Source organism: Clostridioides sp. ZZV15-6597 (assembly GCF_020657815.1).
Classification (GTDB): Bacteria; Bacillota; Clostridia; order Peptostreptococcales; family Peptostreptococcaceae; genus Clostridioides.
This window is the reverse complement of the sequence record NZ_JAGWCT010000017.1, coordinates 1-20,511: the sequence shown is the minus strand read 5'-3', so window position 1 is coordinate 20,511 and position 20,511 is coordinate 1. Positions and strand designations below refer to the sequence as shown.

Annotated in this window: 20 protein-coding genes; 16 read left to right on the top strand and 4 right to left on the bottom strand. The window is 31.7% G+C overall.

The window, feature by feature from the left end; genetic code table 11:
• The first annotated feature begins 23 nt into the window (after nucleotides 1-23).
• From hflX to KGF52_RS06190, 4 genes are all read left to right on the top strand, one after another.
• Nucleotides 24-1,307, top strand: coding sequence for a GTPase HflX (gene hflX / locus KGF52_RS06205; protein WP_227829666.1), 1,284 nt, complete (start codon nucleotides 24-26; stop codon nucleotides 1,305-1,307).
• Nucleotides 1,308-1,314: 7 nt separating this feature from the next.
• Nucleotides 1,315-1,983, top strand: coding sequence for a HEAT repeat domain-containing protein (locus KGF52_RS06200; protein ID WP_227839488.1), 669 nt, complete (start codon nucleotides 1,315-1,317; stop codon nucleotides 1,981-1,983).
• A gap of 85 nt (nucleotides 1,984-2,068) precedes the next feature.
• Nucleotides 2,069-2,512, top strand: a complete 444-nt coding sequence (locus KGF52_RS06195; RefSeq protein WP_227433384.1) for an NUDIX domain-containing protein — start codon at nucleotides 2,069-2,071, stop codon at nucleotides 2,510-2,512.
• Between the two features lie 329 nt (nucleotides 2,513-2,841).
• Nucleotides 2,842-3,486 (top strand): YigZ family protein, encoded by a 645-nt coding sequence (locus KGF52_RS06190; RefSeq protein WP_227839487.1) that lies wholly within the window; start codon nucleotides 2,842-2,844, stop codon nucleotides 3,484-3,486.
• Between the two features lie 118 nt (nucleotides 3,487-3,604).
• Here the strand turns inward: KGF52_RS06190 and KGF52_RS06185 are convergent, their stop codons facing one another.
• Both KGF52_RS06185 and KGF52_RS06180 read right to left on the bottom strand, forming a co-directional pair.
• Nucleotides 3,605-3,976, bottom strand: a complete 372-nt coding sequence (locus tag KGF52_RS06185) for a sulfite exporter TauE/SafE family protein (protein WP_227829663.1) — start codon at nucleotides 3,974-3,976, stop codon at nucleotides 3,605-3,607.
• Nucleotides 3,976-4,362, bottom strand: a complete 387-nt coding sequence (locus tag KGF52_RS06180; RefSeq protein ID WP_227829662.1) for a sulfite exporter TauE/SafE family protein — start codon at nucleotides 4,360-4,362, stop codon at nucleotides 3,976-3,978. Before KGF52_RS06180 ends, KGF52_RS06185 begins: the two co-directional genes overlap by 1 nt.
• A 177-nt stretch (nucleotides 4,363-4,539) precedes the next feature.
• Between KGF52_RS06180 and nadE the strand changes: the two genes are divergently transcribed.
• Both nadE and KGF52_RS06170 read left to right on the top strand, forming a co-directional pair.
• Entirely contained in the window at nucleotides 4,540-5,295 is a 756-nt protein-coding gene (nadE, locus tag KGF52_RS06175) for an NAD(+) synthase (protein WP_227433380.1), read from the top strand.
• A gap of 82 nt (nucleotides 5,296-5,377) precedes the next feature.
• Complete coding sequence (locus tag KGF52_RS06170; protein WP_227829661.1) at nucleotides 5,378-6,097, top strand: YebC/PmpR family DNA-binding transcriptional regulator; 720 nt, start codon at nucleotides 5,378-5,380, stop codon at nucleotides 6,095-6,097.
• Between the two features lie 191 nt (nucleotides 6,098-6,288).
• On the opposite strand, the gene KGF52_RS06165 is transcribed toward KGF52_RS06170, so the two are convergent.
• Nucleotides 6,289-7,293 carry a substrate-binding domain-containing protein gene (locus tag KGF52_RS06165; protein ID WP_227839486.1) on the bottom strand — a complete coding sequence of 335 codons (1,005 nt, stop codon included), beginning with the start codon at nucleotides 7,291-7,293 and terminating at the stop codon, nucleotides 6,289-6,291.
• Between the two features lie 280 nt (nucleotides 7,294-7,573).
• Here KGF52_RS06165 and KGF52_RS06160 point away from each other — a divergent pair, with 280 nt between their 5' ends.
• The 10 genes from KGF52_RS06160 to KGF52_RS06115 all read left to right on the top strand — a co-directional run bounded on the left by KGF52_RS06160 (nucleotide 7,574) and on the right by KGF52_RS06115 (nucleotide 19,765).
• Nucleotides 7,574-8,479, top strand: a complete 906-nt coding sequence (locus KGF52_RS06160) for a hydroxymethylglutaryl-CoA lyase (protein ID WP_227839485.1) — start codon at nucleotides 7,574-7,576, stop codon at nucleotides 8,477-8,479.
• Nucleotides 8,480-8,548: 69 nt separating this feature from the next.
• Nucleotides 8,549-9,811 (top strand): SLC13 family permease, encoded by a 1,263-nt coding sequence (locus tag KGF52_RS06155; protein ID WP_227839484.1) that lies wholly within the window; start codon nucleotides 8,549-8,551, stop codon nucleotides 9,809-9,811.
• Between the two features lie 76 nt (nucleotides 9,812-9,887).
• Nucleotides 9,888-11,081, top strand: coding sequence for a CoA transferase (locus KGF52_RS06150; RefSeq protein WP_227839483.1), 1,194 nt, complete (start codon nucleotides 9,888-9,890; stop codon nucleotides 11,079-11,081).
• Between the two features lie 609 nt (nucleotides 11,082-11,690).
• Nucleotides 11,691-12,485, top strand: coding sequence for an enoyl-CoA hydratase-related protein (locus tag KGF52_RS06145; RefSeq protein WP_227839482.1), 795 nt, complete (start codon nucleotides 11,691-11,693; stop codon nucleotides 12,483-12,485).
• Between the two features lie 95 nt (nucleotides 12,486-12,580).
• Nucleotides 12,581-13,921: a GntP family permease gene (locus tag KGF52_RS06140; protein ID WP_227839481.1), complete on the top strand. Its 1,341-nt coding sequence runs from the start codon at nucleotides 12,581-12,583 to the stop codon at nucleotides 13,919-13,921.
• A 137-nt stretch (nucleotides 13,922-14,058) separates the two neighbouring features.
• Entirely contained in the window at nucleotides 14,059-15,291 is a 1,233-nt protein-coding gene (locus KGF52_RS06135) for a CaiB/BaiF CoA transferase family protein (protein ID WP_227482977.1), read from the top strand.
• A gap of 18 nt (nucleotides 15,292-15,309) precedes the next feature.
• Complete coding sequence (gene acrC / locus KGF52_RS06130) at nucleotides 15,310-16,452, top strand: acryloyl-CoA reductase (protein ID WP_227839480.1); 1,143 nt, start codon at nucleotides 15,310-15,312, stop codon at nucleotides 16,450-16,452.
• Between the two features lie 10 nt (nucleotides 16,453-16,462).
• Complete coding sequence (locus KGF52_RS06125; protein ID WP_227829652.1) at nucleotides 16,463-17,257, top strand: electron transfer flavoprotein subunit beta/FixA family protein; 795 nt, start codon at nucleotides 16,463-16,465, stop codon at nucleotides 17,255-17,257.
• A gap of 13 nt (nucleotides 17,258-17,270) precedes the next feature.
• On the top strand, nucleotides 17,271-18,290 hold the full coding sequence (locus tag KGF52_RS06120; protein WP_413841237.1) for an electron transfer flavoprotein subunit alpha/FixB family protein: 1,020 nt from the start codon (nucleotides 17,271-17,273) through the stop codon (nucleotides 18,288-18,290).
• A gap of 98 nt (nucleotides 18,291-18,388) precedes the next feature.
• A complete protein-coding gene (locus KGF52_RS06115) occupies nucleotides 18,389-19,765 on the top strand; it encodes a sigma-54 interaction domain-containing protein (protein WP_227829650.1) in 1,377 nt (458 codons plus the stop codon).
• Nucleotides 19,766-19,927: 162 nt separating this feature from the next.
• Here KGF52_RS06115 and KGF52_RS06110 read toward each other — a convergent pair whose 3' ends face one another.
• On the bottom strand, nucleotides 19,928-20,272 hold the full coding sequence (locus KGF52_RS06110) for a hypothetical protein (protein WP_227433370.1): 345 nt from the start codon (nucleotides 20,270-20,272) through the stop codon (nucleotides 19,928-19,930).
• Nucleotides 20,273-20,511: the final 239 nt, after the last annotated feature.

The window sequence follows — 20,511 nt, the reverse complement described above, 5'->3', positions numbered from 1 at the left end:
ATAACAAAAAATGAGGTGATTAAGTGAAAGAAATTCAAGAAAGAGCACTTCTTGTAGGTCTAAATTTGACAACAATAATTAAAAAAAGTGATGATATAGACACTAATGAATCCATGGAAGAGCTAAAAGAATTAGCGAAAGCTGCTGGTGCAGAGGTTGTAGGTAGCTTAATTCAAAATAAGCAAGCTGTTGATGCAGCTTATTATATAGGAAAAGGTAAGGTAGAGGAAATAAGAGCATATAGTGAATCATTAGATGCTACTTTAGTAATTTTTAATGACGAATTATCTGGCGCTCAAATTAGGAATATTGAAAATGTTGTTGGAAAAAAAGTAATAGATAGAACTACCTTAATTTTAGATATATTTGCTCAAAGAGCACTTAGTAAAGAAGGTAAATTACAGGTTGAATTAGCACAATTAAAATACAGATTACCACGACTTTATGGAATGGGTGGTGAGATGAGTAGAACAGGTGCAGGAATTGGAACTAGAGGGCCTGGAGAACAAAAGTTAGAAGTAGATAAAAGACATATACTTAATAAAGCAGCAGATATAAGACGTGAACTTAAAGAGGTAAAAAAGAATAGAGAGACACAAAGAGTTAAGCGTTTAAAATCAAATATACCAATTGTTGCACTTGTTGGGTATACAAATGCAGGAAAATCGACCTTACTAAACGAATTAATAAAGACACACAAGGATTATGAACAAGAAAAAGAAGTTTTTGTAAAAGATATGCTTTTTGCAACTTTAGATGTAACTTTAAGAAAAGCTCTTTTGCCAAATAAAAAAGAATTTTTAGTAGTAGATACTGTTGGATTTGTCAGTAAACTTCCCCATGATTTAGTAGAGGCATTTAAGGCTACACTAGAAGAAGTACAATATGCAGATTTAATTTTACATGTAATTGACACAACTAATACTAGTTATGAATTGCAAAAAAGTACAACTGAGGGTGTATTAAAAGAACTTGGTGCAAATGATAAAAAACATATACTTGTATACAATAAAGTAGATAAGTTAGAGTTAGATATATATCCTAAGAGTCAAGAAGATATTGTGTATATATCTGCAAAACAAGGCATAAATATGGATAAGCTATTAAATATGATAGAAATTGCTTTAATGGAAAATACTTATTCAGTAAGTTTGATGTTACCTTATGAAAGAGGTGATATATTTAGTAGAATAAAAGATAAATACAATGTGGAGAATTTTGAGTATGGGGAAAATGGTATAACATTAGATGTAAATTTAGATGAAGAAGATTTTAATATCTATAGAGAGTACATATTAGAAAAATAGGTTTGATATGGATATAAATTGGGAAAATATAGATAATCTTGAAGATTATTTTATAACCTATCTTCTTTACAAAGAATCTAAAACAGTATCTCAAATTAGTAAAATTAGAAATATTTCAAATGTTGAAGCAAGTGAGCAACTTATACAAGCAAAGTTGAAGATAAAAGAAATACAAAAAGATGATTTTGAGGCATCTAAGGATATTTTAGATAAATTTTTAGAATTAGATAAAATTAAGAGACTTGATTTTATGGATAGCTTAGATGACGAAAAAATGGTATACTTTAAGAGAAAGGTTTTCAAAAGAATCCTTGTAGAAAAAAATGCTGAAGATTTGATTGTTTTAATTTGGGCAACAGGTGAGCTAAGAGATGATAGGTTTTTGAAGTTACTCCATCAGCTCACAAACCACAGACACTCAGATATTAGAAGAATAACTTATTCAGCAATAAGAAAGATTGAGTCACCAAGTAGTAGAGAAGTTTTGCAAAAAGGTCTCTACGATAAAAATGCACAAACTAGACAATATTGTGCAAAAGCTCTTTCAAAATTAGGAGATGAAAACAGTTTAAAGATTTTACAGCAGTTAAAAGATAAGAATAAGAATTTTGAAAAAGAGTACGTGCTTAGAGCTTATGATGAAGCCATTAAAGCATTATCAAATTTGAAAAAGTGATTTTTTATTAAAGTAATTTGTTTACTTAATGATTTATTTATGGAGTTTAACAAGGTAATTAATAAATTAATGGGAGGGGTTTCAAATGATAGTAAGACGTTGTGCAGGTGGAGTAGTGTTTTATGCTAATAAAGTACTTATTGTAAAAAATGATAGAGGTGAATGGACACTTCCAAAAGGAAAGATACTTGGAGGAGGACTTCCATATGAAAGTGCTGTTGAAAGAGTTAAAGTAGAAACTGGCATAGATGCTAAAATGATAGATGTAGCTGGCGATACTATGTATGAATTTTTCTCAAGAAGTAGACAACAAGAAGTTTGTAATGCGATAATGTGGTATGTTATGGAAGCTTGTAATACTGAATGTGTACTTGCTCCTGAATTCCAAGAAGGTGGATTTTACAAGATAAAAGATGCTTTAGAAATGTTGTCACATCATAAAGAGCAAGCTTTAGTTGAAGTATCTTATAAAAAGTTTAAAGAATTAAAGAAATTAGTTTCAGAGGGCGACGATGTTCCAGCAAACTAGTAGTGAATTTATAGAATTTTGAGGAAGGGTTAGACCCTTCCTTTTTTAATTCCAAGTTTTAGAAGTGTATACTTTATAGTTTATCTGATTTGTATATTAATAAATTATATTGTATATTAATAAATTATATTGTATATTAATAAATTATATTGATTTATGTCTCAATAAATTATATTAAAAATAAAAATTAAAAATCGTGTGATTTTATTATATAATTGACTTATAATGTTAACAAAATGAATACTAAAAATTCTATTTACATTTTAAGCGGAGTAATTTTTATAAATAAAGATATATTTTAGCAAATGACAAAAATAGGAGGAGTTATAATGAGTAATTATAGGACATTACACGAATTTGGAACAGATGAGATAACAATTGAAAAATCTGTTTTTATTGGATATGCTAAGCCTATACAAAGTGAAGAAGAAGCAGTAGAATTTATAAATGAAATAAAGAAAAAACACAAAGATGCAAATCATAATGTGTGGGCTTATACAGTTGGACAAAATATGAATATACAAAGGTATAGTGATGATGGAGAGCCACAGGGAACAGCAGGGATACCAACATTAGAAGTCATAAAAAAAGAGGACTTGAGAGACGTAGTAGTAGTTGTTACTAGGTATTTTGGTGGTATAAAATTAGGTGCAGGTGGTCTGGTTAGAGCTTATACAAAAGGTGCTAAGTTAGGCTTAGAGTCTGGAAAAATAATTAGTAAGGTAATGTACCAAGAAGTTAAAGTTAAGATAGATTATACTCAACTTGGAAAGGTACAAAATGAACTGATGAATTTAGGGTACTTTATAAAAGATACCATATATGAGGATAATGTTGAGATAATAGTATATTCAAAGTTAGAAGATGTGGAAAAACTATCAGAGAAAATGATTGATATAACAAGTGGAACAGGGAAGATAGTTTTAGGAGAAGAATTTTATTTATCTGAACAGGATGGAGAAATTTTAATATAAAAATCTTACTGTAATTTAACCTAAAAGTAAAAAAGTAGAATAGCAATATAGAAAATAAAAACATAAAAATAGAATAGTTATATAGAAAATAAAAGCCATTAATTTATATTAAAATAATTTAATGGCTTTTATCAGACTTTGCACAGAATCCTTTTTTAACTTCAAATAAACCAACTAAAAGTAAAAACACTCCAAATATTTTCTTCAATATATCAGAAGACAAATAATTAGCTAATAGTGAACCAAATATAGCTCCTAACACTCCAAATACAGCTATTGGGATAACTAATTTGAAAACTACGTTTTTATTTTTGATATGTATAGCCAGTGCTATAAGTGTCATAGGTATGGATGAAAGTAAGTTGACACTCTGTGCTATTTTAGTATCTATACCAGCAAGTAAAACGAGAGCAGGAATAAGAATAGTTCCACCACCCATTCCCATTCCTCCAATAATTCCTGCAAAAAATCCAATTAAAGCAAATAACATTAAAACACCATCCTTAATGCTGCAATTATCATAATTAATCCAAAAGAAATTCTAAGAAACTTTCCAGTAACTTTATTTAGTAATTTAGCCCCTATAATGCCGCCAACAATACTTCCTGCTGCAACTTTTATTGTTAAGTTAATATCGTAAGTTCCTTTAGAAACATATAAAACAGAACTTGCTGTTGTCAAGAAAATTATTATAGAAAGAGCTGTTGCATGAGATTTATGTTCTTCTACCTTCACAATATCATTTAGTATTGGTACTAAAAGAGTACCACCTCCAGAGCCAAATACCCCATTTATAAATCCTGTAAATACTCCAATTATCGTATTTTTTATATTGAAATCAAAATATTTTTTCTTTAAGTTATTAGTATTTTTCATAAAAACCACCTTCTGAAATAGTTTTACCAAAATAGGCAAATTATATTTATATAAAATAATATTAAATATAATCCTTCATTTTTGCTTAAATTTGCATAAAAAAAAACATGTTAAAACAACATATTAATATATGGTATAATATATTAAAACAAAGTAGTAAATTGAGAGGAGATAATGATGTCAAATATAAAAATACAAATAGACAAAACTGTAGAATGGCTTAAAAATAAAGTTAATGAGGCAAATGCAAAAGGATTAATTGTTGGTGTATCTGGAGGAATTGATTCAGCAGTAGTTGCTAATTTAATTAAAAAAGCTTTTCCAGAAAACTCTATGGGAGTTATAATGAGCATAAAAAGTAATCCTCAAGATAGAGAAGATGCACTTAAGGTTATAGAAGGATGTGATATAGAATATCTTGATTTAGACCTTATAGAACCACAAAGTGCTATATTAGACATGGTAGTAGGAAATTTAAAAGAGAAACATTTATATAGAGAAGAATATTTAAAAATGACAGATGCAAACTTAAGAGCAAGAGTAAGAATGAGTACTATTTACACAATTGCTAACAATCTAGGATACTTAGTTGTTGGTACAGATAATGCTGCAGAAATACACACTGGATACTTTACTAAGTTTGGTGATGGTGGAGTTGATATTTTACCAATTGCAAATTTAACTAAAGCTGAAGTATATGAATGGGCAAAAGAACTTGGTGTTCATGAAGATTTAATAAATAAAGCTCCTTCAGCAGGTCTTTGGGAAGGACAAACAGATGAAAATGAAATGGGAACTACTTACAATATGATAGATGCTGTATTAGAAGGTAGATTAGATGAAGTTCCTCAAAGAGACCAAGAGATAATAGAAAGACTTCATAGAATAAGTGAACACAAGAGAAAAACGCCTGCACAACCTCCTAAGTTCTAATTTACTATTTTCAGGATTTGTGATAAAATTTACAAGTGATAAAGGTTAGAATAATTAATTGTACGTATTAAGGAGTGGAAATATGGGACGTATAGGAAATATAATTAATAGAAAAGGTAAACAAGATGCTCAAAGGGCAAAAATATTTACGAAACATGCTAGAGCAATAGCCGTTGCAGCTAAAGAAGGTGGTGCAGACCCAGAATATAATGCAGCATTAAAAACAGCTATAGAAAAAGCTAAGGCAGATAATATGCCAAATGATAATATAGATAGAGCTGTTGCTAAAGGTGCAGGGGCAGGTGCTGGAGAAGACTATGAAACTATAGTTTATGAAGGATATGGACCTGGTGGGGTTGCTGTTATAGTAGAGACTTTAACTGACAATAAAAATAGAACTGCTGGTAATGTAAGATACTATTTTGATAAAAACGGAGGAAACCTAGGAACTACTGGATGTGTGTCTTTTATGTTTGATAACAAAGGACAAATATTAGTTGGTGCAGGAGATGGCGTTTCAGAGGAAGAATTAATGGATGTTGCATTAGAAGCAGGTGCTGAAGACTTTATAACAGAAGAAGATGGTTATGAAATAATAACTACACCAGAAGATTTTTCTAGTGTTCGTGATGAATTAAAAGCAAAAGGGTATGAATTTATATCTGCTGATGTAAAGATGATACCTCAAACTACAACTGTTTTAACAGAAGAATCTCATCTAAAAATGATGAATAAATTAGTTGATATGCTTGAAGAAGATGATGATGTTCAAGATATCTACCATAACTGGGAAGTAGAATAAATATTATATCACATTGAGATTTGTAATTATTACATTAATTTTACTATGTGATAAATTTCATAAAATAAGTAATTATTAAAATGAACATATACACCTCTAAACTATGTCTGCATAAATAATATGTGAACATGGGTTAGAGGTGTTTTTTTGTGTATGGAAGATAGCTGTAATGTATTTATAAGTTAAGAATTTTAAAGTAAGTTCTGAGCAGGACTTGATTGCCTATAAATAATTGATGGGTATATCATCTGTTGCTGAATACCGCTTATACGACCAGTTACTATATCAATAATCATCCTAAGACTACGCTCTGCTGTCTCTTCCATCTTCAAATCTATAACTGTCAAAGGAGGAATACTTCTTGCCATTAGTCGTGCAGGACCATTGCTTGCTGCAAATATTTGAACATCCTCTCCAATTACAATTCCCGATTCATTAAATGCATTCATCATACCAAGAGCTACCACGTCATGATTACAGAAAATTACTTTTTTTAGTGAATTTTTTGCAAGCATTTTCTGAGCAATATCGTATCCACTATCTATTTTATTAGAACAATAATATATAGAGTCTGATAACTGTACTCCATGTTCCTTACATGTTTTTAAAAAAGATTTACCTCTCAAGGTCATGCATGTGAAGGATGTTGGGTTGAATACAACAGCAATATCATTTTTACCATTTTGGATAGCATGTAAAGCTGCTATACGACCTGTTTCTTCATTATCAATAGAAACACTTGAAAAACCAGGTATTTCACGATTTACAACAACTACAGGAATTTTAGGTTTATTTTTTAATAGATACTCTATGTCATCAGCATTGATACCTGTTAAAACAACTCCATCATAATAATTATTTGAAAAAAGATATTCATCATTACATAGATGGCCAACACTGTAAGGTCGTATTATGATATTTATATTTAAATGTTCTAAAGAAACTATGTGGTTTATTGCTTGAAATATATTAGTTGATGCCAACTCAAATCCTGCATCTTGCCAATAAAATGCTATTTGAATATTGTTGTGTTTAATAGGAGTAGAGCGTTTATATCCAAGCCGATTTGCTGAATTTAATACAAGTTCTTGTGTCTGTAGTGGAATTCTACGCTCATTTCCTTTACCACTTAAGACATACGAGACAGTTGCTGAAGAAAGGCCACAGTCCTTTGCGATATCTTTGATTGTTGCCATGATAAAATCCTCCTTGAGTAGTTGCTTAAATTTGCTTATATCAATAATCTTAACATATATTCAACTAAAGAACAATATTCTACAACACGTATATTTTACATGTCTAGAATAAATAAATTTTAAAAAATTTATTATTATGTTGGCAGATTATGTTGACAGAATTTAGTTTATAGGATTATAATATGCTTAAATAAGCTTATTAATTAAGTCAAATTAAGCAAAGTTAAGCAGGAACATACAATGCTAGCTTGTTATGTGACTGTAAAAAGGGGGAAAAGAAATGAGTAAGGTAAATATATTTGAAGTTGGTCCTAGAGATGGATTTCAAAATCTGAAGGAATTTTTAGATACTGATAAAAAACTTAAGATTATTGATGGTCTTATTTCATCTGGGATTAAACAGCTTGAAATTAGTTCATTTGTAAGCCCAAAAGCAATACCTCAGATGAAAGATGCAAAGGAAGTAGCAACTTACTGTGTAAAAAATTATCCTGATGTGAAACTTTATGCATTAGTTCCAAATTTATATGGAGCTAAAGTTGCATGGGAGTGTGGTATAAGAGATATATCTTATGTTATTTCTTTGAGTGAAACCCATAACAAGAAAAATATAAATCGTACTCATGAAGAGTCTATTGATGAGCTTAAAAAAATAATGAGTACTTATCCAGATATGAATATATGTATTGGAATGGCTACTGTATTTGGATGTCCCTTTGAAGGTTTGCCAAAAATTGAAGATGCCATAGCATTTGCCAAACGTCTTTGGGAAAACGGTATCAGAGAGATAAACCTAGCAGATACAATAGGCATTGCCGACCCTAAACAAGTAAGAGATACTATTAGTGCACTAGTTGAAGCTTTGCCAGAGTGCAGATGGCAGGTACATATTCATGACACTAGAAATATGGGGATGGTTAATACTCTTGCTGCTATTGAATGCGGAATTACCACTGTGCAGTCTACACTTGGAGGATTAGGAGGATGTCCTTTTGCTCCTGGAGCATCTGGAAATACTGCAACTGAAGATTTAGTATACATGCTCGAACGCATGGGGTATGATACAGGCGTTGATTTTGTTAAACTTCTTGAATTATCAAAGTATCAGATGAGTTATGTAAATGGTGTATATAGTGGTCATCATGTAAATATAAAGTCTGAGAGTTCTAATTGTCAGTCCTATTGATTAACGAAACATATCTATTAATAAAGTATATCGATTAATAAAATAAATAAAAGAATTGAGGGGATTAGTATGGATGTTATAGCTTTACTTTTATTCTTAGGAGTTATTATTCTTGCATTTGTACGTAAGAATAATGCAGGTATTTTAGCTTTAGCTATTGGTGTTATAGCTGTTAGAATTTTTGGTATGGATGATAAAGATCTTTATGGAGCTATAAGTAACTCAATGTTTACTACGCTTGTTGGTATAACATTACTTTTTGCAATAGTGAATTCAACAGGAGCATTGAAGCTTGTTGCAGAAAAAATTGTAGCTGCTTCAGGTAAACGTGTTTGGCTTATACCTATAGCGGTTTTTATAGCAGGATTTGTTGTTGCTGGTGTTGGGCCTGGAGCAATCCCAGCACTTGCAATTATTCCTGCAATGGCTGTTCCTGTAGCAATAACTGTTGGTTATAATCCTGTGATGCTTGCACTTATAGGTGAATGTGGATTAATGGCAGGACGTATGACTCCTATTACTCCAGAAGGTCAAATCATAACAACTGTTGCAGAGGGAGTTGGAATTGAAAATGTTATGCCTGCTGTTTTAGCTTGTCAGACTCTTTCAACAATTGTATTTTCAATAGTATTGTTTATAATTTTTAAAGGATATAAACTTAAAAAGCCTATAAATGTTATAAATAGTAAGGAAATAGAAAAATTTAATGTAAAGCAGATAATTTCTCTGATAAGTATAGTGGTTATGATTGCTTTTATCATAATCTTTGATATGAATGTTGGACTTGCAGCTTTTTCAGTTTCAGCTGTACTTCTTCTTTTCAATATTGCTGAAGATGGAGAATGTATCAAAGCAATTCCATGGAGCACGATAGTAATGGTACTTGGAGTAGGTGCAATGATGACAATCGTAGACGCAGCAGGAGGGATTGATTTAATGAGTAATGCATTGTCATCATTAATGAATAGTAAAACAGCTACCCCAATTATGAGTATTTCAGCAGGGCTTATGTCTATGGTTAGTTCAGCATTAGCAGTAGTGTATCCAACCATGATGCCTATGTGTGTTGATATAGCTAAGTCAGTTGGAGGAGTAGACCCACTAGCACTTATTGCAGCAGTTGGTGTGGGTGGTTCTCTTGCTGGTGTAAGTCCACTTTCTACTGGTGGTGCATTGATTTTGGCAGCTATGGGGTCAAGTAAAAAAGACTTCAATAAAGAAGAACAAAATAAGGTGTTTGTTCAACTTTTCATTATGAGTGCAGTTGGACTATTGGTTATTGCAGTAGTATCAGTTCTATTTTTTAATGGAATAGCACATATAATGCATTAATTTCGATAATCGGAGAATTTGTTATTAAACTCAACTTTTAATATTGAGTAATATAATATAAATTGGGGGTATAGTTATGAAAAAGGGAGCATTAAGTAATATAAAAGTACTTGACCTTACTAGAGTTCTTGCAGGGCCATATTGCACAATGATGTTGGCTGATTTTGGGGCTGATGTTATAAAAATAGAAGTACCAAAAAAAGGTGATGATACAAGAGGTTTTGGACCTTTTGTAAATGGAGAGAGTCTATATTATGCAAATATAAATAGAAATAAGAAAGGTGTAACTTTAAATCTTAAGTCAGAAAAAGGCAAGAAGATATTTTTAGATATGGTAAAGCAAGCTGATGTTGTAGTAGAAAATTATAGACCAGGTGTTATGGAAAAGCTAGGATTGGGTTACGATGAGCTAGCTAAAGTGAACAATCAAATAATTTATGGAGCTGTATCAGGCTTTGGATGTTATGGGCCATATTCAGAGCGTCCAGGATATGATATTATTGCACAAGCAATGGGTGGTCTTATGAGTATAACAGGAACTGAAGGAGGAGAACCAACAAGAGTAGGTAATGCTATGGGAGATGTATTGGGTGGAATGAATTTAACTATTGGTATACTTGCAGCACTTAATGCTAGAAAGATAATAGGAAAAGGGCAAAGAGTAGATGTTTCCCTCGTTGATTCTGTTGTATCATCTCTTGAAACTGGTATACAGAGATATTTTGATTCAGGTCAACCTGAACTTATGGGAAATAGATATGCCTCAGCTTATCCTTATGATTCTTTTAAAGCAAGCGATGGTAACTTTGTAATAGGTTGTGGTAATGATAAACTTTTTGAAAATTTATGTAAGAAGGTTCTTTTTAGAGAAGACCTTTTAATAGATGAAAGGTTTAATACAAATCTTAACCGTTGCGAAAACCATGCATCTCTCAAACCAGAGATAGAAAAATGGTCTATCAACTATACAATAGAAGAAGCTGTTGATTTAATATCGAAAGCAGGAGTTCCTGCTGCTCCTATATATGACCTCGGTCATGTTACAACAAATGAACATATTGCAAAGGCAAGAGAAATGATTGTAGATATTAAACATCCTATTATAGGAGATATGAAAGTCAATGGAAATCCAGTTAAGCTTATGACAACAAAAGCTCAAATTAATGTACCAGCACCATCTTTAGGTGAAAGTAATGAGGAGATTTATAATAGCTGGCTTGGGTTTGATGGTGTAAAAATAAATGAGTTAAAAGAGAGTGGAGTTATTTAACTTTAGAATAATATCAAATAAAAGATTAAATCAACATTATAAATCAAATCTAAAATTATCAGGAGTATTTAAGATAGGAAAAACTATTTAGACATTAAGTCTTTGTGGTTTTTCCTATTTTCGTTAAAAAATTTATACTATTGGAACATATACATAGATGTATTAAACTAAAGTATTAACAATTTAAATTAATAGAAAATAAACTACCTAATATGTTAAATAAAGACTCTTTTACTAGAGTGCAAATAAACTTAGTGCAAATAAACTTATGGATATACAACTTAAACTATTTTAATGAAAATATCAAAAATGAGACTGCATTCTCAAAAATGAGACTGTGTTTTTTAAGTATTTTCTCGAAAATGAGACAAAAATATGGTTTTATAGGTTTTGTTGGATAAAAATTCTTTAGTGAATTATAATTTAATCAATTCTAAAGTTAAAAATGATTAAAAATTAAGTGAAATTTATGTACATTTTGTTTATTTTATCAAAAAAAATAATTTTTTAACAAAAATAAAGGAATTTAATATAAGTTGGCGTAGAACTTGCTATTATATATTAACAAGAAATGTAGAAAAAATAACAATGCATAATGGGAGGAATATGATGGGATTTGTAATGGAAAATTTGAAAAATCTTAAGGTGGAAGTTAAGGATAAAGTCTGTGTTATTACTATAAATAGACCTAAAGCTTTAAATGCTCTTAACAATGACACTCTTAGAGAATTATCTCAAGTTATTGATGTAGTATCAGAAAAGGAGGAAATATTAGGAGTTATTATTACTGGAGAAGGTAAAGTTTTTGTAGCTGGAGCTGATATACGTCAGATGCAGAACTATAAAAGTGAAGAAGGCAGAAAATATGCAGGTTATGCCCAAGGGATTTTTGATAAAATTGAAGCTCTTGAGAAAACAGTAATAGCAGCAGTTAATGGATATGCATTAGGTGGTGGATGTGAACTTGCTATGAGTTGTGACATTAGAATTGCATCAGAAAAGGCTATATTTGGACAACCTGAAGTTAATTTAGGAGTCATTCCATGTTTTGGTGGAACTCAAAGATTATCAAGACTTGTTGGAACTGGGATAGCCAAGGAATTAATTTTTACAGGAAGGCAAGTAAATGCAGAAGAAGCTAAATCTATTGGTCTTATTAATAAAGTGGTTCCAAGTGATGTGCTTTTAGAAGAGACAATTAAGATGATGAACCAAATAGTTGAAAAAGCACCAATAGCAATAAGATATGCAAAAGTTGCTATTAATAAAGGGATAAATATGGATTTAAAAAATGCTCTTGAACTAGAGAAAGATATTGCAGGCTTAACTTTTGCTACAAGAGATAAGCAAGAAGGCATGGATGCATTTATAGAAAAGAGAAAACCGATTTTTGAAAATAAGTAATTATTATAACTAAAATTAGAACAAATATAGAATATATTCAAAATCTAAATTTCGTGAAAAAATACATATAGTTTAATTTTAAAAGGAGTTAATTTATGAATACGGGAGTAATTATAAGTTTAGTAGGGATTATCATGGCCCTATCCCTTCTAGTTGTAATGGTTATGAAGGGAGTAAATATTTTTATAATAGCAATTGTATGTTCATTATTAGTTGCTATAACAGGGAATTTAAATGTGTATGATGCACTTAAGGTGGATTATATGACAGGATTTGTTGAATTTCTTCAGGCAAATTTCTTTATTTTCCTAACAGGTACCTTAATGGGAAAAATAATGGAGATTACTGGTGGAGCAAAATCTATTGCTAAGATGATTGTAAGATGGATTGGTAAGGATAAAGCATTACTTTCTATTCCAATAGCTTGTGGAATATTAGCTTATGGAGGAGTAAGCGTTTTCGTTGTAAGCTTTGCAGTGTTTCCGATAGCTTTAGAAATTTTTAAAGAAGCTGATTTGCCACGACGATTTATACCAGCAGCCTTGACTTTTGGATGTTCAACTTTTGCTATGGTTGCACCAGGGGCACCTCAGATTCATAATATTATTCCAGCTTCAACATTAGGGACAGATATTATGGCTGGAGCAGTAAATGGATTTATATCATGTGCAGTAATGTTTATAGTTGGAAGCACCATTTTATACAAGATGGTTTCAAAAGAAAAAGCCAATGGTGGGCATTTTATAGCACATGAATCAGATATATTTGATGAAGTAGCAACAACTAATTCTAAGAGAGAAAATGGTCCTAATGGTCTAATTGCGTTAATTCCATTAATAGTATCAATCTTAATAATTAATGTGAAAATTAATGGACAAGCAATAGTACCAATTGAGGTAGGAGTATTTATTGGAGCTTTATTAGTATATTTATTGTTAAATAAATATCAAGATAATGCAAAAATAGTTGGCCATGTTGGTGATGCATGTAAAACTACAGTAGTAGCAATATGTAATACTTGTGCTGTAGTAGCATTTGGTTCAGTTGTAAAATCAGCAGTTGGTTTTGACTTCATAGTTAATGCCATGACTAATATTCCTGGACCTCCTATTGCAGGGGCTGCAGTTGGAACTACAGTTATTGCGGGTATCTGTGGATCAGCTTCCGGTGGACTTGGAATTGCGGCTCCACTTCTTGGACCAGTATTTTTAGCTAAGGGTGTCTCTGCTGCAGCATTAACTAGAACTATGGCAATTTCGTCAGCAGCATTAGATTCACTTCCACACAATGGTTATATTGTTACTGTAACAAATGGTCTATGTAATGAATCACATAAGGATGCTTATATGCCAATATTCTGGGTAACTGTTTTAACGCCGATTATTGGAACTGTAGTAGCAGTTCTTATGTTTACAATGTTCCCAGGATTACCATAACAGAAAAGACAAAAAGTATAAATTATATTTTGATATTGTAAAATCAATTTTCAAAGTATATACAATAAATTTTATGTTTTAATACCATAAATACCATATTTAAAATACCAAGTTGACAGTATAAGGAGGAATTGAAAGTGTTAAATAAACCATTAGAAGGAGTTAAGGTCATTGACTTAACATATTTTGTAGCAGGTCCAGGAACTTCCAAAATATTAGCTGACTGGGGTGCTGATGTTATTAAGGTGGAGCCAAGCTTTGGAGACCCAGGAAGAAAGACAGGGGCAACAATGACAATGCCAATAGATGATTATAATAATCCTTTCTACAGCACATATAATTCAAATAAAAGAGGTTTGTCTATAAATCTTAAGAGTGAAGCTGGAATTGAAATTATGGATAAGCTTTTAAGTGAAGCAAACGTATTTGTTTCAAGCTATAGAACAGGAGCGTTAAAAAGACTAGGTCTTGACTATGAATCATTAAGCAAAAAGCATCCACATCTTATCTGGGGACAAATAAATGGTTTTGGCGATTTTGGACCTGCTAAGGATAATGCAGGTTTTGATACAGTTGCCTTTTGGGCAAGAAGTGGAGCTATGCTTGATATCGCAGAGAAGGATACAAGCCCAATAAACCCACCTATAGCCTTTGGAGATGCCACAACTTCTTGTAGTTTATCTGGAGGTATATGTGCAGCTTTGTATCAACAAGCTAAGACTGGAAAAGGACAAAAAGTAATGGCATCTTTATTTGGACAAGCAATATGGAATGCATCATCTTTATTAGCATCTACACAGTTTAGCGATGAGTATCCAAAAACTAGAAAAAATGCTATTTCTCCAGTAATAAACTCTTATCGTTGTAAGGATGGAAAGTGGATATTCTTAAGTATCCTAGAGCATGAAAGATATTTTGAGGCACTTTGCAGATTATTTGGAAGAGAAGATTTAATAAAAGAAGAGAAATTTGCATCTTCAGTAGAAAGTAAGAAAAATGCAACAGAGCTTATTAATATTTTGGATGGTGAATTTGCAAAATTTACTCAAAATGAGATGGTTGAAAAGCTTACTACTGCGGATATAGCCCATGAAAGAATTCAACATGTTAATGATGTAGTAACTGATGAACAGGCTATTGCTAATAACTATATATATGAACATACAAGTAAAAATGGAAATAAGACAATGCTTGCGTCCACTCCAGTTAAGTTTGGAAATATTGAAGTTAACATGACTTGTGATGCTCCACTTATAGGAGAACATTCAGATGAGATATTGAGAGAACTTGGATATAGTGATTCTGATATAGAAGTTCTAATTGAGTCTGGAATTGTAGCAATGAATAAAGAAACATGTGAAGTACGTTAATAAATAGGAGGAAATTTTATGGATTTTAGATTAACAGAAGCACAATTAATGCTTCAAAGAGTAGCAAAAGAATTTGCAGAGAAGGAAATAGAACCAATAGCTGCTGAAACAGATAGAACAGGTATTTTTCCAAGAGAGCTTTTTAGCAAAATGGCTAAAATAGGCTTTAATGGTATTGGAACACCTGTAGAGTATGGCGGTTCTGGTGGAGCAGATATAGAAAAGGTAATTGTTGTTACTGAGGTTGCCAAAAAATGTGCAGCATCTGCAGCAATATTATCAATACACACAATATATGCTCAAGCTATTTTGAAATTTGGTACTGAGGAACAAAAGAAAAAATACCTTCCGATGATGGCTGAAGGTGGGTGTGTAGGTGCTTTTGCTTTAACTGAGCCTAATGCTGGTTCAGATGCCGCAAGAGCTGCAACAACTGCAATCATTGATGAAGCAACTGATGAATATGTCTTAAATGGGACTAAGTGCTTTATTTCTGGTGGAGGTCAAGCAGAATCATTAATAATATTTGCACTTACAGAGCCATCAAAGGGAATAAAGGGAATGTCTGCTATCATCGTTGACAAAGGTACTCCAGGTTTTTCAATAGGAAAAATTGAAGAAAAAATGGGTATACATGGTTCAGAAACTGCAGAGTTAATATTTGATAACTGTAGAGTTCCAAAGTCTAATTTATTAGGAAAAGAAGGAAAAGGCTTTAACATAGCTATGACTTGCCTAGATGGAGCAAGAATTGGAGTTGGAGCTCAAGCTGTAGGAATTGCTGAAGGGGCTTTAGAAGAAAGTATCAAATATTCTAAAGAAAGAGTTCAGTTTGGCAAGCCAATTTCAGCTTTGCAAGGTATTCAATGGTATATAGCAGATATGGCGACTATGGTGGAATCAGCAAAGTTGTTGGTATATTATGCTGCAGACTTGAAAGCTAGAGGAGAAAAACATACTAAAGAAGCTGCCATGGCAAAATATAATGCGTCACGTACTGCAAGAGAGGTTACAAACCTAGCTCTTCAAATCCATGGAGGATATGGATATATGAAGGATTATCCATTAGAAAGAATGTACAGAGATGCCAAGATAACAGAAATTTACGAAGGTACTTCAGAAATACACAAGGTTGTTATTTCAAGAGCAGTACTAGGATAGGAGGAAGAGCATGAATATAGTTGTTTGCTTAAAGCAAGTTCCAGATACTAATGAAGTTAAAATAAATAAAGAGACAGGTACCCTAATAAGAGATGGTGTACCAAGTATAATCAATCCAGATGATAGAAATGCTTTAGAAGAAGCTTTAAAAATAAAAGATGAACTGGGAGCAGTGATTAAGGTTATAAGCATGGGACCTCCTCAGGCTAAAAGTGCTTTAAAAGAAGCTTTGGCAATGGGCGCTGACGAAGCATACTTAATTTCAGATAGAGCTTTTGGTGGTTCAGATACCTGGGCTACATCTACAATTATTGCTGCTGCTATAGAGAAGGTTGGAAAGTATGATGTAATATTCTGTGGAAGACAAGCTATAGATGGAGATACAGCTCAGGTTGGACCAGAGGTTGCAGAATTCTTAGGGGTACCACAGGTTACCTATGCAAAAGAAGTAAAGGTTCAAGATGATAAATTACTAGTAACTCGTTATACAGAGACAGGAGATTATTTAATAGAAGCAAAGATGCCAGTTTTACTAACTGCTATAAAAGAGTTAAATAATCCAAGATATCCAAGTGTCAAAGGAATCTTAGGAGCTTATAATAATGGAGATGCAAAGATTACTGTGTTAACACTTGAAGACTTAGCTGTTGATACAACTCAAATTGGATTAAAGGGTTCACCTACAAATGTTTACAAGTCTTTTGTACCAGTTAAAGACAAGCATAATGAAATAATCGAAGGTATAAATAAAAAGGAAAAAGCTGAGAAATTAGTAGAAATACTATTCGATTTGAAACTAGTATAGGAGTGTTAAGATGATGAGAGCAAAAGTTAATCAAGGTATAAATTTAAATGATTATAATGGCGTTTGGGTAATAGGAGAGCAAAGGGAAGGCAAAATCAATCCTGTTACTATAGAACTTATTGGTGAGGGAAGAAAGCTTGCTGACCAATTAGGAAAAGAGCTTGCAGTTGTAATAGCTGGATATGAAGTAGAGAAAGAAGTAAAGGAGTTACTTCACTATAGTGTTGATAAAGCATATTATATCAACGACCCTCTTCTTAAAGATTTCACAACTGATGGATATGCAATTTCAATAGCAGGTTTAATTGAAGAGAAAAAGCCAGAGGTTGTACTAGTTGGAGCTACTTCTATAGGAAGAGATATCGCACCTAGAATTGCAGGTAAAGTTGGAACAGGTCTAACTGCTGACTGTACAAAACTTGAAATAGATTCAACGGATAATAAGTTATTACAAACAAGACCAGCCTTTGGTGGAAATTTAATGGCTACTATTGTTTGTCCAAAAAATAGACCACAGATGTCAACAGTTCGTCCAGGGGTTATGGCAAAAGCTGTAAGAAGTGAATCAGAGGCTGGAGTTTTAGAGGTTATTACTCCAGAACTTAATGAAAAAATGATTAGAACTAGATTAGTAGAAATGCTTCCACAAGAAAAGAAATCCATAAATCTAACTGATGCTAGAATAATAGTATCAGCAGGAAGAGGATTAAAGAAGGCAGAAGGATTTGAACTAATAAAAGAATTGGCGGATAAATTGGGGGCAGAGATTGGTGCTTCAAGAGCGGCAGTAGATTCAGGGTGGATAGAGCATTCTCATCAAGTGGGACAAACAGGAACTACTGTTAGACCAGAGTTATACATTGCATGTGGGATATCTGGAGCAATACAGCATTTAGCAGGTATGAGTGATTCTAAATATATAGTTGCTATAAATAAAGATTCCAAAGCCCCTATTTTCAGTATATGTGACTATGGAATTGTAGGAGATTTATATGAAATTCTACCTGAAATAATAGAATCATTAAATAGGTAACTTCTAGAAAACATTGAATACATAGAATGGTAAGTCTTATAATATTGTATTGTAAGACTTATTATTTTTGCTGAAGGTTATAGTGGAGGGATGAAACAATGAAAGAGCACTGGTATAAGGATATATTTGCAAGAGTGTTATCCATGACTGATGATGGTTTTATTGTTGTAAATAAAGATGGAGTAATCATAGATATTAACGATAAATATTGTGACTTCTTAGGGAAAGAAAGAGACGATATAATAGGACACAATATACAAAGTATTATACCAAATACAAAAATGCTAGACATTATGAGAGATAAGTATTGTGAAGAAGGAGCTATACATCATTACTCAGGTGGAAATACAAAAGAAAAAAGTGTAATAGTAAGTAGGTCTTATGTGGAAAATGACAATGGAGAAGTAGTTGCAGGAGTAGCTCAAGTTAAATTTAGATTGCAATCCTTTGATGTAGCTAAAAAGTTAATGTCAGAATATATGGAGCTCCAATATTATAAAGAACAGTTTAAGGATAACTGTGGTTTTGACAAGCTCATAGGTGAAAATAGAGATTTCATAGAACTTAAGAAAACAGGTGTGAAAGCTTCTAAAACGAACTTCTCAGTTCTTTTAACAGGTGAAACTGGCACAGGTAAAGAAGTTTTTGCTAGAGCAATTCACAATAATAGCAGTAGGTCAGACAAACCCATGGTTAGTATAAACTGTGCTGCAATACCAGAAGAATTATTAGAATCAGAGCTATTTGGGTATGACGAAGGAGCTTTTACAGGAGCAAAAAAAGGCGGCAAAAAAGGTAAATTTTTAGTTGCGAATAATGGTACAATCTTCTTAGATGAAATAGGTGACATGCCTTTGACCATGCAAGCAAAACTTTTAAGAGTTCTTCAGGAAAGTGAGATAGAACCAGTTGGAGGTCTTAAAACTATAAAGATAGATGTAAGAGTAATCTCTGCTACAAGAAAGAATTTAAGTAAAATGGTTGAAGAGGGATTATTTAGAGAAGACTTATACTATAGGTTAAATGTAATAAATATTCATATGATGGAATTAAAGGATAGACAAGATGATATTTTATTGCTAGCAAATTATATATTAAATAAATTAAATGTTGAATATAAGGAATTGAAGGTTTTAAGTGATAAGGTTAAAAATTGTTTTATTAACTATATTTGGCCAGGAAATATAAGAGAACTACAAAATGTAATAAAAAGCGCCTATGCTGTAAGTGATGATATGGTCATTATGATGTGTGACCTTCCATCTAAAATGGATAATATCAGCAGAGTGGCTCAATGTAATGTGGATAGTAATTGCTCAATTCATGAAATGGTTGAAAATTATGAGAAGAGTTTAATTATTGATGTGTTAAGGAAGTACAATTGGAAATGTTCTAAGGCAGCAGAGGTTATGGGAATACACAAAAGTCTTTTGTATAAGAAAATAAAAAAGTATGAAATTGAATTAAACAATTAAGATGACTTTAATTAAGATTAATTAATTTTGGACATAACAAAACCCTCCTAGTTTTAGACAGTTTTACATATTTTAACTGTCTCCTAAGAGGGGTATCGTTCAAAATTAGAGTGACTTTTATCTAACATTTACAAAAACTGTTTTGAATAGTTCTTTTGTTATTTAATCATAATTTTCTACTTCTTTATCAAGTTCTTTTCCACAAGAATCACATTTATATATAGCATTATATCCGTAATCATATTCATCAACTATTTTCTTTTGTCTAAATACACCACCACAATCACATAAGAAACCGTTTTTTATAAGAGTAACAATAAATTGTGATTTTATAAACTTTATATCATTACATTTATCATTAGTGTAAAAATTATAAATATAAGAGTTGTCACATTCATCTCTCAATTCAAATTTTTCAATATATGTGTTGTTTTTTAACTCCTCAAACTCTTCTTTAGTTAAGTATGACTTTTGTTGCAATTCGTGTAAGCGCTTAATTTGGTCCATAATTTATATCCTCCTAATAATTTTAGTATTTTAAGCTTAGATAAGGACTCTAAGTTTTATTAAATTTATCTCAAGGAATTATTTAAATTATATTTAGTTTTATTTAATTACAACATAAATAAATTAGCTATAAATAAAAACTAATTTTAAAAATAATTTCCTATGAAAATCTAAATTACTAACCCCTTACTAACCCGAAAAACTAAAAAAGAAAATAAAAAATATATCCAATCTAAATG

Coding starts and splice junctions, on each gene's coding strand:
- KGF52_RS06185 (WP_227829663.1), bottom strand. CDS start 3,976: ATGTTATTTGCTTTAATTGGATTTTTTGCAGGAATTATTGGAGGAATG.
- KGF52_RS06150 (WP_227839483.1), top strand. CDS start 9,888: ATGAAAAAGGGAGCATTAAGTAATATAAAAGTACTTGACCTTACTAGA.
- KGF52_RS06120 (WP_413841237.1), top strand. CDS start 17,271: ATGAGAGCAAAAGTTAATCAAGGTATAAATTTAAATGATTATAATGGC.
- KGF52_RS06140 (WP_227839481.1), top strand. CDS start 12,581: ATGAATACGGGAGTAATTATAAGTTTAGTAGGGATTATCATGGCCCTA.
- KGF52_RS06145 (WP_227839482.1), top strand. CDS start 11,691: ATGGGATTTGTAATGGAAAATTTGAAAAATCTTAAGGTGGAAGTTAAG.
- KGF52_RS06110 (WP_227433370.1), bottom strand. CDS start 20,272: ATGGACCAAATTAAGCGCTTACACGAATTGCAACAAAAGTCATACTTA.
- KGF52_RS06160 (WP_227839485.1), top strand. CDS start 7,574: ATGAGTAAGGTAAATATATTTGAAGTTGGTCCTAGAGATGGATTTCAA.
- KGF52_RS06180 (WP_227829662.1), bottom strand. CDS start 4,362: ATGAAAAATACTAATAACTTAAAGAAAAAATATTTTGATTTCAATATA.
- KGF52_RS06195 (WP_227433384.1), top strand. CDS start 2,069: ATGATAGTAAGACGTTGTGCAGGTGGAGTAGTGTTTTATGCTAATAAA.
- KGF52_RS06200 (WP_227839488.1), top strand. CDS start 1,315: ATGGATATAAATTGGGAAAATATAGATAATCTTGAAGATTATTTTATA.
- KGF52_RS06170 (WP_227829661.1), top strand. CDS start 5,378: ATGGGACGTATAGGAAATATAATTAATAGAAAAGGTAAACAAGATGCT.
- KGF52_RS06155 (WP_227839484.1), top strand. CDS start 8,549: ATGGATGTTATAGCTTTACTTTTATTCTTAGGAGTTATTATTCTTGCA.
- KGF52_RS06165 (WP_227839486.1), bottom strand. CDS start 7,293: ATGGCAACAATCAAAGATATCGCAAAGGACTGTGGCCTTTCTTCAGCA.
- nadE (WP_227433380.1), top strand. CDS start 4,540: ATGTCAAATATAAAAATACAAATAGACAAAACTGTAGAATGGCTTAAA.
- KGF52_RS06125 (WP_227829652.1), top strand. CDS start 16,463: ATGAATATAGTTGTTTGCTTAAAGCAAGTTCCAGATACTAATGAAGTT.
- acrC (WP_227839480.1), top strand. CDS start 15,310: ATGGATTTTAGATTAACAGAAGCACAATTAATGCTTCAAAGAGTAGCA.
- KGF52_RS06190 (WP_227839487.1), top strand. CDS start 2,842: ATGAGTAATTATAGGACATTACACGAATTTGGAACAGATGAGATAACA.
- KGF52_RS06115 (WP_227829650.1), top strand. CDS start 18,389: ATGAAAGAGCACTGGTATAAGGATATATTTGCAAGAGTGTTATCCATG.